Annotated in this window: 10 protein-coding genes and 1 tRNA gene; 5 read left to right on the top strand and 6 right to left on the bottom strand. The window is 70.3% G+C overall.

The window, feature by feature from the left end:
• Nucleotides 1-15: 15 nt before the first annotated feature.
• Genes ACGF2Y_RS04795 through ACGF2Y_RS04785 form a run of 3 tightly spaced genes read right to left on the bottom strand, consistent with a single transcriptional unit; the run spans nt 16 to nt 2,301 of the window.
• The gene (locus ACGF2Y_RS04795; protein WP_392943266.1) at nt 16-906 is read right to left on the bottom strand and encodes a cytochrome c biogenesis CcdA family protein; all 891 of its coding nucleotides are present in this window, start codon (nt 904-906) and stop codon (nt 16-18) included.
• On the bottom strand, nt 903-1,766 hold the full coding sequence (locus tag ACGF2Y_RS04790; protein ID WP_392943265.1) for a DsbA family protein: 864 nt from the start codon (nt 1,764-1,766) through the stop codon (nt 903-905). Before ACGF2Y_RS04790 ends, ACGF2Y_RS04795 begins: the two co-directional genes overlap by 4 nt.
• Nucleotides 1,767-1,824: 58 nt before the next feature.
• Nucleotides 1,825-2,301 carry a hypothetical protein gene (locus ACGF2Y_RS04785; RefSeq protein ID WP_392943264.1) on the bottom strand — a complete coding sequence of 159 codons (477 nt, stop codon included), beginning with the start codon at nt 2,299-2,301 and terminating at the stop codon, nt 1,825-1,827.
• A 158-nt stretch (nt 2,302-2,459) separates the two neighbouring features.
• Between ACGF2Y_RS04785 and hrpA the strand changes: the two genes are divergently transcribed.
• The 3 genes from hrpA (at nt 2,460) to ACGF2Y_RS04770 (ending at nt 7,066) form a co-directional block, all read left to right on the top strand.
• A complete protein-coding gene (gene hrpA, locus ACGF2Y_RS04780; RefSeq protein ID WP_392943263.1) occupies nt 2,460-6,407 on the top strand; it encodes an ATP-dependent RNA helicase HrpA in 3,948 nt (1,315 codons plus the stop codon).
• A 126-nt stretch (nt 6,408-6,533) separates the two neighbouring features.
• Nucleotides 6,534-6,608 (top strand) — tRNA-Asp (locus ACGF2Y_RS04775).
• Nucleotides 6,609-6,805: 197 nt separating this feature from the next.
• Entirely contained in the window at nt 6,806-7,066 is a 261-nt protein-coding gene (locus tag ACGF2Y_RS04770; RefSeq protein WP_392943262.1) for a DUF6274 family protein, read from the top strand.
• Between the two features lie 616 nt (nt 7,067-7,682).
• On the opposite strand, the gene bldC is transcribed toward ACGF2Y_RS04770, so the two are convergent.
• Both bldC and ACGF2Y_RS04760 read right to left on the bottom strand, forming a co-directional pair.
• Nucleotides 7,683-7,889 carry a developmental transcriptional regulator BldC gene (bldC, locus tag ACGF2Y_RS04765; RefSeq protein WP_003949541.1) on the bottom strand — a complete coding sequence of 69 codons (207 nt, stop codon included), beginning with the start codon at nt 7,887-7,889 and terminating at the stop codon, nt 7,683-7,685.
• Between the two features lie 716 nt (nt 7,890-8,605).
• Nucleotides 8,606-9,457, bottom strand: a complete 852-nt coding sequence (locus ACGF2Y_RS04760) for a hypothetical protein (protein WP_392943261.1) — start codon at nt 9,455-9,457, stop codon at nt 8,606-8,608.
• A 176-nt stretch (nt 9,458-9,633) separates the two neighbouring features.
• On the opposite strand from ACGF2Y_RS04760, the gene ACGF2Y_RS04755 reads away from it, so the two are divergent.
• Nucleotides 9,634-10,716 carry a Leu/Phe/Val dehydrogenase gene (locus tag ACGF2Y_RS04755; RefSeq protein ID WP_392943260.1) on the top strand — a complete coding sequence of 361 codons (1,083 nt, stop codon included), beginning with the start codon at nt 9,634-9,636 and terminating at the stop codon, nt 10,714-10,716.
• Between the two features lie 336 nt (nt 10,717-11,052).
• Entirely contained in the window at nt 11,053-11,310 is a 258-nt protein-coding gene (locus ACGF2Y_RS04750; protein WP_007447468.1) for a DUF3073 domain-containing protein, read from the top strand.
• A gap of 135 nt (nt 11,311-11,445) precedes the next feature.
• Here ACGF2Y_RS04750 and purM read toward each other — a convergent pair whose 3' ends face one another.
• Complete coding sequence (gene purM / locus ACGF2Y_RS04745; protein ID WP_392943259.1) at nt 11,446-12,519, bottom strand: phosphoribosylformylglycinamidine cyclo-ligase; 1,074 nt, start codon at nt 12,517-12,519, stop codon at nt 11,446-11,448.
• Between the last annotated feature and the right edge of the window lie 6 nt (nt 12,520-12,525).

Here is a 12,525-nt window from a genome sequence, read left to right as displayed (position 1 = left end):
GGGGCCTTCGCCGTGTCACACCTTCTCGGTCTCCTCGTTCTCGCCGGTCCCGCCGGTCTTCTCGGTCTGCTCCGCCGGTACGTCGGCGTCGCGCCGGCGCCAGGCCCGTACGCCCAGGACCAGCAGCACCACGAGCACCACCGCCCCCAGCAGCACCCCGTCCGGCACCTGCTCGCCCAGGTTCTGCGCCCACTGCTCGACCGCGAACGAGTCGTCGACCCCCAGCAGACCGGGCAGCGCGGTCGTCCCGTCGTACACGAGGAACAGCGACCCGAGCCCGATGAAGAACAGCCCCGACAGCAGCGACGTGGTGTGCAGCTCGAACCGGCCGAGCCGGACGGCCCGGCCGCGCAGCCAGGCCCGGCGGCCGAGGTCGAAACGCTCCCAGAGCAGGGCGAGCACGAAGAGCGGTACGGCCATCCCGAGCGCGTAGACCGCCAGCAGCAGCCCGCCGTAGACCGGGCTGCCGCTGACCGCCGCGACGGTGAGGACACTGCCGAGGATCGGGCCCGCGCAGAATCCGGCCAGTCCGTAGACCGCGCCCAGGGCGTAGACGGAGAACGCGGTGGTGGGGCGGATCCGGCCGCTGAGCGCCGCGATCCGCCGGGAGGCGAAGCCGAGGCCGACGATCTGCGCGACGCCGAGCACGATGATCAGCCAGCCCGCGCCCGTGACGAGGGCGTCCCGGTGGCCGTAGAAGAGGCGGCCCGCGTAGCTGCCTGCCGCGCCGAGCGGGACGAGGGTGGTGGCGAGCCCGGCGTAGAAGATGCCGGTGCGGGCCAGCAGCCGGGAGGCGGAGTCGATGGAGTACGCGAAGAAGGCCGGCAGCAGCAGCGCGCTGCACGGGCTGACCAGGGCGAGCAGCCCGCCGAGGAAGGCCGCGAAGTAGCCGATGTCCGCCGTCACTTGGCGGAGTCCCCGCTGCCGTTTCCGGCGTTGCCCGTGGTCTTCGCCTTCGCCTGCTCGGCGGCTGCCTCGATGGCCCGGGTGAACGTCTCGTCCGGCTGGGCGCCCGCGATCGGGCGGCCGTTGACCAGGAACGACGGGGTGGACGTCACGCCGATCCCGTACGCCTGCTCCTGGTCCTTCGCCACGGCGTCCCGCGCGGGCTTGCCGTCGAGATCCTTCATGAACCGGTCCAGGTCCTTCACCCCGGCCTCCTCGGCCAGCGCCCTGACCCGGTCCTTGCCGAACCCCTTCTCCTTCGCCCCCTCGGCGTAGGCGGCGCTGTGGAACTCCCAGAAGCGGTCCTGCTGCCCGGCGGCCCAGGCGCCGCGCGCGGCGTTCTCGGACTCCTCGCCGAAGATCGGGAAGTTGCGCCACTCGATGCGCAGCGTGCCGTCCTTCACGTACTTCTCGATCAGCTTCGGCTCGGTGTCCCGGGCGAACTTGCCGCAGTAGCCGCACTTGAAGTCGGCGTACTCGATCAGGACGACCGGGGCGTCCGCGCGGCCGGTGGCCAGCTTGTCGTCCGCGTCCCGGCGGGCGAGCTTCGCCAGCTCCGGGTAGACGCCCTCGTTGGGGTCGGCGGAGACCTCGGCGGCCGGGGCGGAGGAGGTGTCCCGGGCGGTGTCGTCGGGGGCGGTGGCCCGGTAGGAGGCGAAGCCGAGGAGAGCGGCGGCGACGACGATCACGGCACCGTAGGCGAGGGGCTTCTTCGATCCGGACGAGGACTTCTTGGACGTGGACTTCGCGGGCGTGGGCTTCTTGGGTGCGGAGTTCTTCGGTGCGGACTTCGCGGGCGTGGGCTTTCCGGGCGTGGGCATGTGGCACTCCGTGCTGGTGGTGCGGGACGACTGGGGCGGGGGTGAGCGGGGTGCCCGCCTACACCCTCAGCACGGAGAGCTCGACCGGGGTCGGTGTGGCGGGGACCGGGGCCCCGGCCCGTATCCCCGGCGGCGGCTCGGCCGGCAGCGCGCCCGTCGCGGCGGGCAGTCCTCCCGGGGCGAGGCCGGGCGCCTGGTCGTACGCGGTGCGGGCGCGGGTGGGGACGGCGGGCTCGCCGTCGTGGTCGCGGAGCTTCCCGCAGCCGGGGACGGGTGCGCCCGCGCCGGCGGCTTCGACCACGGGGGCCGGGGCCGGGGCCGGGGACTGCGCCTGGGCCTGCGCCGGGGACGGCACCGGGGCCGGGGACGGGGACTGCATCTGGGCCTGCGCCAGGTCCTGCGTCTGCGTCTGCGCGACGGAAACCGCCGGCGCGAAAGCCCCGCGCTCCGCCGCCGAGGCCGCCGCCGGTCCGCACAGCAGCCCCACGACGACCGCGAGCAGCGCCGTCAGGCTCCACCACTGCGTACGGGACACGGGAACCGGGCCTTTCTCGCGGCAGGAACGTCTGGGGGCGGGAACGTCTGGGGGCGGGGCTGAGTGTTCGACTGCCCGAAATGGTACGTGGAGCGTGACGCAGCCCGCGCGAAATGAGGTCGCCACTCTGCGGGCCCGGGTGAGATCCTGGGATCCGTATGTCTACTTCCTTTGCCGATCTCCAGTCCCAGCTCGGACAGCTCTCGCTCCGTGACGCGAACCGGCTCGGCCGGCGCCTCGAAGGAGCGCGCCGCATCCGCAAGCCCGAGGCCCGCCAGTCCGTGCTGGACGAGATCGCGGCCGAGGCGGGCAAGGCGGCCGAACGGCTCGCGGCGCGCGCGGCCCGGCTGCCGGCCCTGTCGTACCCGGAGGAGCTGCCGGTCAGCCAGAAGAAGGACGAGATCCTGGAGGCGATACGCGACCACCAGGTCGTGATCGTCGCCGGGGAGACGGGGTCCGGCAAGACCACGCAGATTCCCAAGATCTGTATGGAGCTGGGGCGCGGCGTCCGGGGCATGATCGGGCACACCCAGCCCCGGCGGATCGCCGCCCGTACGGTCGCGGAGCGGGTCGCGGACGAGCTGAAGACGCCGCTGGGCGAGACGGTCGGCTGGAAGGTCCGCTTCACCGACCAGGTGAACCCGGAGTCGACGTATCTGAAGCTGATGACGGACGGCATCCTGCTCGCCGAGATCCAGACGGACCGCGAGCTGCTGGCGTACGACACGATCATCATCGACGAGGCCCACGAGCGGTCCCTCAACATCGACTTCCTGCTCGGCTATCTGGCCCGGCTGCTGCCCAGGCGCCCGGATCTGAAGGTCGTCATCACCTCGGCGACCATCGACCCGGAGCGGTTCGCGCGCCACTTCGGCGAGGCGCCGATCGTCGAGGTCAGCGGGCGGACGTATCCGGTGGAGGTGCGGTATCGCCCCCTGCTCGAAGATGACAGCGAGGACTCCGACCGCGACCAGATCACCGCGATCTGCGACGCCGTGGACGAGCTGGGCCACGAGGCCCCGGGCGATGTCCTGGTCTTCCTCTCCGGTGAGCGCGAGATCCGGGACACGGCGGACGCGCTGAACAAGCGGAACCTCCGGCACACCGAGGTCCTCCCCCTCTACGCGCGCCTCTCGCACGCCGAGCAGCACCGCGTGTTCCAGCGCCACACGGGACGCCGTATCGTCCTCGCGACCAACGTGGCCGAAACCTCGCTGACGGTCCCCGGCATCAAGTACGTGATCGACCCGGGCAACGCCCGCATCTCCCGCTACAGCCACCGCACCAAGGTCCAGCGGCTGCCGATCGAGCGGATCTCCCAGGCCAGCGCCAACCAGCGCAAGGGCCGCTGCGGCCGTACGTCGGACGGCATCTGCATCCGGCTGTTCTCCGAGGACGACTTCGTCACCCGGCCGGAGTTCACCGATCCGGAGATCCTGCGGACCAACCTGGCCTCCGTCATCCTCCAGATGACCGCCGCCGGGCTCGGCGACATCGAGAAGTTCCCCTTCATCGACCCGCCGGACCACCGCAACATCCGCGACGGCGTGCAGCTCCTCCAGGAGCTGGGAGCCCTTGAGCAGGGCGAGAAGTCCCCCCAGGAGGGGAAGAAGGGGCAGCGGCTCACCCCGCTCGGCCGCAAGCTGTCCCAGCTGCCCGTCGACCCGCGCCTGGCCCGCATGGTCATCGAGGCCGACCGCAACGGCTGCGCCCGTGAGGTCATGGTCATCGCCGCCGCGCTCTCCATCCAGGACCCGCGCGAGCGGCCCGCCGAGAAGCAGACCCAGGCCGACCAGAACCACGCCCGGTTCAAGGACGAGACGTCCGACTTCCTGGCGTATCTGAACCTCTGGGCCTACGTCCGCGAGCAGCAGAAGGAGCGTGGCTCGTCCTCGTTCCGCCGGATGTGCAAGCAGGAGTATCTGAACTTCCTGCGCATCCGTGAATGGCAGGACATCTACACGCAACTGCGTACGGTGGCCAAGCAGATGGGCATCACCGTCGAGGAGCCCAAGGCCGACGCGCCCATCCCGGAGCAGGCGGTGCACACCTCGCTGCTGGCCGGGCTGCTGTCGCACATCGGGCTGAAGGACACCGAGAAGAACGAGTACGTGGGCGCGCGCAGCGCCAAGTTCGCGATCTTCCCCGGGTCGGCGCTGTTCAAGAAGCAGCCCCGGTTCGTGATGTCGGCGGAGCTGGTGGAGACCTCCCGGCTGTGGGCGCGGGTCAACGCCAAGGTCGAGCCCGAATGGATCGAGCCCCTCGCCGAGCACCTGCTGAAGCGCACCTACAGCGAGCCGCACTGGGAGAAGGACCAGGCGGCGGTGATGGCGTACGAGCGGGTCACGCTGTACGGGGTGCCGATCGTCGCTCAGCGCAAGGTCAATTTCGGACGTATCGACCAGGAGGCCTCGCGGGATCTGTTCATCCGCAACGCCCTGGTCGAGGGCGACTGGCGCACCCACCACCAGTTCTTCCATGACAACCGCAAACTCCTCGGCGAGGTCGAGGAGTTGGAGCACCGCGCCCGCCGCCGCGACATCCTCGTGGACGACGAGACCCTGTTCGACTTCTACGACCAGCGGATTCCCGACCACATCGTGTCCGGGGCGCACTTCGACTCCTGGTGGAAGCAGAAGAAGCGCGAGGAGCCGGACGCGCTCGACTTCGAGCGCTCCATGCTCATCAACGAGAAGGCCGGGGCCGTCACCAAGGACGACTACCCGGACTCCTGGCGGCAGGGGAAGCTCAAGTTCAAGGTGACGTACCAGTTCGAGCCCGGCGCGGACGCGGACGGCGTGACCGTCCACATCCCGCTCCAGGTGCTGAACCAGGTCACGTCCGAGGGCTTCGACTGGCAGATCCCGGGGCTGCGCGAGGAGGTCGTCACCGAGCTGATCCGCTCGCTGCCGAAGCCGGTCCGCCGGCACTACGTCCCCGCGCCGGACTACGCGGACAAGTTCCTCGACCGGGCGGTCCCGCTCCAGGAGCCGCTGCCGTTCACGCTGGCGCGGGAGCTCCAGCGGATGGTCGGGGTGCCGGTCACGGCCGACGACTTCGACCTGGGCCGGGTTCCGGACCATCTGAAGATCACGTTCCGGATCGTCGACGAGCGGCGGCGCAAGGTCGCCGAGGACAAGGACCTGGAGGCGCTGAAGCTCCAGCTGCGGCCGAAGGCCCGGCAGGCACTCTCCAAGGCGGCCGCGGCGACCGCGGGACCGTCCGGCGAGTCCATCGAGCGCTCCGGCCTCACGGACTGGACGATCGGGGCGCTGGACAGGGTCTTCGAGACACGTCGGGCCGGGCAGCCGGTGAAGGCCTACCCGGCGCTCGTCGACCAGGGCGGGACCGTCGCCGTACGGCTCTTCGACACCGAGGCCGAGCAGCAGCAGGCGATGTGGCGCGGCACCCGGCGGCTGATCCTGCTGAACATCCCGGTGAACCCGGCGAAGTTCGCCTCGGACCGGCTCTCCAACCAGCAGAAGCTGGCCCTGTCCCGTAATCCGCACGGTTCGGTCCAGGCCCTCTTCGAGGACTGCGCCACCGCCGCCGCCGACCGGCTGATCGCCGCGCACGGCGGTCCCGCGTGGGACGAGAAGGCGTTCCGGACGCTGTACGACAAGGTCCGCGCAGATCTGGTGGACCTGACCGTCCGCACGATCGACCAGGTGCAGCAGATCCTGGCCGCCTGGCAGGCCTGCGAGCGCCGGCTGAAGTCGACCAACAGCCTGACGCTGGTGGCCAACGTCACCGACGTACGGGAGCAGCTGGCCCGTCTCGTACCGCCCGGTTTCGTTACGGCCACCGGACTGCGCCGGCTGCCGGACCTGATGCGCTACCTCGTGGCGGCCGACCGGCGGCTCCAGCAGATGCCGACGGCCGTACAGCGGGACACCACACGGATGGCGAAGGTCCACGAGATGCAGGACGAGTACGCCTGGCTGCTCGAACAGCTCCCGCAGGGCAGGCCGGTGCCGCAGGAGGCGCTGGACATCCGCTGGATGATCGAGGAGCTGCGGGTCAGCTATTTCGCCCACGCGCTGGGCACCGCGTTCCCCGTCTCGGACAAGCGGATCGTGAAGGCGATCGACGCCCTCGCACCCTGACTCAGCGGCTCGGCGGGGCCGGGGAAGCGGTGACGGAGTCACCACCAGGAGTGAAGTCGACCTGGGCCTCCCACCTCCTGTAGAGTCTGGTTTCGCAGCAAGCCGCAAGGCAAGCGGCGAAAGCCTGGTCCTGTGGAGCAGTTTGGAGTGCTCGCCACCCTGTCAAGGTGGAGGCCGCGGGTTCAAATCCCGTCAGGACCGCAGTAGAAGAAAGCCCGGATCGTTTTCGATCCGGGCTTTCTTGCGTCTTGCCTTGCGTCTTGCCTCGCGTCTTGACGGCGGCATCTGACGCGAGTAACCCGTAGAAGCAGAGGTCGTCCCTGTTTCCGTGTTCCGTCGGCGCCCCCTCGGCGCTCCCCACGGCGGGGGACGGCCGGGCTCACCGGGAGGTGGCTCGTATGGCCGCGTTCACAGCACGACATGAGACCCGCGCGCTGCTGCGCGCCCACCTGGCGGCCGCTTCCGCCTATCGCCACCTCACCCGGCACTGCGCGGTCTGCCATCGCCTCCTGCGCCTCGCCATGGAGCCCGGAGACCCCGGACACGTCGGGGAGCCGGGCGGGGACGGCGGCGGGAACGAGGCCGGGGACGGGGGCGGAGACAGGAGCGGGGACGGGGGCGGAGAGCGAGCCGGGGCCGAAAGACCTGCCGCGACATGACCATCGGCCGGATGTTTCCGCGTCCGGACAGTGGCAGGCTCGGAGTTGGCAAGCATCATGTGGTGTGACGGTAGTCACCGAAAGAGTTTTCAGGCCGGGGGATTTTACGCCTCGCCTACAACTGATGAATTTAATATGTGCAATTGCACGAGGGTGTCAGGTGCACGAGGACCGTTCCGTCCGGAGCTGTCCCGCCACGTCCCCACCCCTCGCCCGACCCACTCCGGGACGCTCACCCACACTCCCCCACAGACCCGCCCACAGGCCCACGAAGACCCCTCGGCGCCCGGCCCGCCACCCCTCGTGGGGCGACCGCCGACAGCGCGCCGGGAAGTCCGCTGAGCCTCCGAAGCCGACCGACCGCCCGGTTCTCGGCCGGCCGGCGCCCCGGGGCCGGGAGCGGCCCGAGCAGCCCCGCCGGGGCATAAAAAGATCGCGCTGGACTCGGCGGAGTCCAGCGCGATCGATACGACGACACCTGCGGAACACAGGTATGACGCCCGTTGGGGCAGGCGTCCGTCGAGTGGAGCTATGGGTGGGCGGCTGGGGTTGGGGGACCTGGCAGCTGCCCGGGTTGTGATGCTGTACTGCTGCGTTGCCGCGTGACAGGGGTGTGTCAGGCCTCGCTGCGCTGCTGCGGAATACCCGCAAGCAGTGCGCGGACCTCTGCCTCGCGGTACCGGCGATGCCCACCGAGCGTGCGGATGGACGTGAGCTTGCCAGCCTTGGCCCAACGGGTGACCGTCTTCGGGTCCACGCGGAACATCGTGGCAACCTCAGCCGGGGTCAGCAGCGGCTCGGCATCAGGGGTGCGAGCGGTCATGAGCGGCCTCCTCGGGAGAACCGAACCTTCTCGGTTCTTTCCTCTAAATTCTGCACCTTGACCCGCGTTGCCCGAAATGGCGGACGCGGGCCGAGTCGGTTATAGGACGAACGGCTTGTCCTCGGCACTACAACTACACCATCCGTCCAGCCACGTCGGCCAAACCGATGGAATTGCCCTCCCAGGTGTTCATCAGCGACGGAAGCCGATGGACCATGCCATAGCGGACAGTCACGCCCCAGTGACGATCAGTCACAGAGCGATCAGGAGTCGTCAGACCCCCCATAGGGTGCAATATCGAGCATTCCACTCTTACTTGGACAGAAGGAGCCCTCCCCGGACTCCTTGTCCTATTTTGGCATGAGGGGTAGGGATAGACGCAAGGGCCCCGTTAGTGCTGTCCATCACGCTTGAGGCAAAGGCCCGGTTCGGGACGTAGGTCCTGGACCCAGCGCAGTACGCTTCCGCCTCACACATCACACGCGTCACACAGGACGCAGGTTCACGGCCCGTCAACTGTTTGTCGAGCCCCTTCGTCGCCTCCGTCGCCCTCCTCGCCGCGCTCCGCCGAGGCGACCCGGCCTCCCCCTCCTTCCATGCCCTTCCGCTTCCTTCCGTACGGCCCGGCCCCGCGGCCCGTACGCCGGCCTCTCGGCCGTCCTGGATGAAGGATGCCCCGGTTCCATCACCTTGATGCCGCTGTGGGCCTTTTCGCGTCAATTGGTGAACTGGAGGTCCCGGACCGCCCGCCAGCGATCCGCGAGCCGCGCGTACGCCACCCCCGCGCCCTCGCTGTCGCCGTCCCGCAGCGCGGCGAGCCCCTCCGCCACATCCGCCGCCGACCGGTCCCCGGCGAGCCGCTCCGCCGACAGCGCGTGCACGAGGCCCCCGTAGTCCAGCTCGACCAGGGAGCGCGGGTGGAACTCCTCCAGCCAGCGCCCCACATCCACCAGGCCCTCGGTCAGCGGGCCCTCGGGAACGTGTCCGCGCAGGGTCCGCAGCGCCCGCGCCAGCCGGCGCCGGGCCTCGACCATCGGGGTGCGGTAGCGCAGGACCGGCGCGGCCCCGTCCTCGCCCGCCGCCGCGCACTTCCACTCCCGCTCCTCGTCGCGGAAGAGGACGAACCAGCGCACCGGGACCTGCCACACCGTGGTGCGGATCCAGGGCCTCGCGTCCGGGTGGAGCCGCTGCCAGCGCTCGTGGTCCGCCACCGCCTGGCCGCGCACCACCGCGGGCAGCAGGGCATCCAGCACGTTGGCCGGAAACATGCCCTCCCACTCCTCCAGGGCCAGCCAGCCCCGCAGCCTGGTCCGCCACGGGCAGACGCACACCACCCCGTCCAGCTCCGTCACGAACGCGTCGCCGCTCTCGTGCACCGGCACCCCGACCGGCGGCGTCGACGTCAGGTCGGCCAGCGAGCGGCGCAGTTCGTCCTGGGCCGTGGGGAGGTCCTCGCGCCGCGCGTAGCGCGCCCAGTGGCTCCGCTCGGGCTCGGCGAATGCGGCGAGCGGCTCGTAGACCCGGAGGTAGGACGTGTAAGGGACGAGCACCGAAGACACCACCGACATGCAGCGCATCGTGTCACGGCGGAGCACCCCCAGAGGGTGATCCTCCACGCGGGGGCAGATCCACGCCGCCGGAGGACTTACGCTCTTGCCCATCGGACCGGCCGTGCCGGTCGGTCCGGGGCCCTCCCCACCCCTAGGAGGGTCTTCCGCCGCTTCGTTGTTTGGGAGTCACCACAGTGACCGATGTGACTGACGGCGTCCTGCACACCCTGTTCCACTCGGATCAGGGGGGCCACGAGCAAGTCGTGCTCTGCCAGGACCGTGCCAGCGGCCTCAAGGCCGTCATCGCCCTCCACTCCACCGCCCTGGGCCCGGCCCTCGGCGGTACCCGCTTCTACCCGTACGCCTCCGAGGCGGACGCCGTCGCCGACGCGCTGAACCTGTCGCGCGGGATGTCGTACAAGAACGCCCTCGCCGGCCTCGACCACGGTGGCGGCAAGGCCGTCATCATCGGCGACCCGGACAAGATCAAGAGCGAGGAACTCCTCCTCGCCTACGGCCGGTTCGTCGCCTCGCTCGGCGGCCGCTACGTCACCGCCTGCGACGTCGGCACCTATGTCGCCGACATGGACGTCGTCGCCCGGGAGTGCCGCTGGACCACCGGCCGCTCCCCCGAGAACGGCGGCGCGGGCGACTCCTCGGTGCTCACCGCGTTCGGCGTCTTCCAGGGCATGCGGGCCTCGGCCCAGCACCTGTGGGGCGACCCGACACTGCGCGGCCGCAAGGTAGGCGTCGCCGGGGTCGGCAAGGTGGGCCGCCACCTCGTCGAGCACCTGCTCTCCGACGGGGCCGAGGTCGTGATCACCGACGTCCGCGAGGAGTCGCTGCGCCGGATCACCGACCGGCACCCCGAGGTCACCGTGGTGGCGGACACCGAGGCGCTGATCCGTACCGAGGGCCTGGACGTCTACGCGCCGTGCGCGCTCGGCGGTGCGCTGAACGACACGACCGTGCCGGTGCTCACCGCGAAGGTGGTGTGCGGCGCGGCCAACAACCAGCTCGCGCACCCGGGCGTGGAGAAGGACCTGGCCGACCGGTCGGTTCTCTACGCACCCGACTACGTGGTCAACGCCGGTGGCGTGATCCAGGTGGCCGACGAGCTGCACGGGTTCGACTTCGACCGGTGCAAGGCGAAGGCGGCCAAGATCTTCGACACCACGCTGGAAATATTCGCACGTGCGAAGGCTGACGGGATTCCGCCGGCCGCGGCGGCCGACAGGATCGCCGAACAGCGGATGGCGGAGGCGCGCGCCCACTGACCGGGCGGCGGCACGGGAGCGTCGAACGGGTTCCGAACGAACGCCGAACGAGTTCCGAACGAGCGGCATACGGCCCGCCGGCCGGCGAGACAAGACTCACGCCGGTCGGCGGGTCGTCCCTCCACAAGAGGTTAAAATCGCAGTTGACCAGGGAGGACGGGCTCTTCCCTGGCCCTGTGCCGGGTGCCGGAATGCGGGCGGCGTACCGTATGGCCACGGAAGCAGGTACCGTTAAAGCCCTACGGGCGCGGTCTCTCTGCCGAGAGTCCGTCCTGAAACATGAACGCGTGTCAAGACTCTGGGGCCGTCGAGCCCCGTCACCGAGGGGGTCGAGCCATGGGGCGCGGCCGGGCAAAGGCCAAGCAGACCAAGGTCGCCCGCCAGCTGAAGTACAGCAGCGGCGGGACTGACCTGTCGCGTCTGGCCAATGAGCTGGGCGCATCGCCTTCGAGTCAGCCACCGAACGCAGAGCCGTTCGAGGACGACGACGAGGAAGATGACCCGTACGCACAGTACGCGGATCGCTACAACCAGGACGATGACGAGGATCAGGACGATCAGTCCGGTCCGTCGTCACAGCGCCGCGGAGCTTGACCTCGCGCTGACACAGAAACCCGGTCCGGGCCAGCCCCGGACCGGGTTTCTGTGCGTCCCGGTCCGGGTTTCCCGCTTCCCGCGGTCCCGTGCGTGGTGCGCCCGGCGGGCCGCCCGGCGCACCACGGCGTACGGCTAGCGTGCGTAGTCGCCGGTCAGTCCGGCGCCCGTGGCGTGGTCACCGCGGTCGGTGATCTCACCGGCGACCCAGGAGTCGACCCCGCGGTCGGTCAGGGTCGTCAGCGCGGCGTCCACCGAGTCGGCCGGGACGATCGCGATCATGCCGACGCCCATGTTGAGCGTCTTCTCCAGCTCCAGCCGCTCGACCTGACCGGCCTTGCCCACGAGGTCGAAGACGGCGCCGGGCGTCCACGTGGAGCGGTCCACGGTGGCGTGCAGGCCGTCCGGGACGACCCGGGCCAGGTTGTTCGCCAGGCCGCCGCCGGTGACGTGGCTGAAGCCGTGCACCTCGGTCGTCCGGGTGAGGGCCAGGCAGTCCAGGGAGTAGATCCGGGTGGGCTCCAGGAGCTCCTCGCCCAGCGTCCGGCCGAACTCCTCGACCTCGCGGTCCAGGGACCAGCCGGCCCGGTCGAAGACCACGTGGCGGACGAGCGAGTACCCGTTGGAGTGAAGACCGGAGGACGCCATGGCGATGACCGCGTCACCCTTGCGGATACGGTCCGGGCCGAGCAGGCGGTCGGCCTCGACCACGCCCGTACCGGCGCCGGCGACGTCGAAGTCGTCCGGGCCGAGGAGACCCGGGTGCTCGGCGGTCTCGCCGCCGACCAGGGCGCAGCCGGCCAGGACACAGCCTTCGGCGATGCCCTTCACGATGGCCGCGACACGCTCGGGGTGCACCTTGCCGACGCAGATGTAGTCGGTCATGAACAGCGGCTCGGCGCCGCAGACGACGAGGTCGTCCACGACCATGCCGACGAGGTCGTGGCCGATGGTGTCGTACACGCCCATCTGACGCGCCAGGTCCACCTTGGTGCCGACGCCGTCCGTGGCGGAGGCCAGCAGGGGGCGCTCGTAGCGCTTCAGCGCCGAGGCGTCGAAGAGGCCGGCGAAGCCGCCGAGACCGCCGAGGCCCGCGACCTCGGGGCGCTGCGTCTTCTTCACCCACTCCTTCATCAGCTCGACGGCACGGTCGCCGGCTTCGATGTCGACGCCGGCCGCCGCGTAGGAGGCACCTGTTGTCTCAGACATGGCCTG

This window comes from Streptomyces sp. NPDC048142, from assembly GCF_043202835.1.
In the GTDB taxonomy this organism is placed as follows: Bacteria; Actinomycetota; Actinomycetes; order Streptomycetales; family Streptomycetaceae; genus Streptomyces.
Note: the sequence above shows the minus strand (reverse complement) of the source record. Positions and strands in the feature narration are given on the sequence as shown.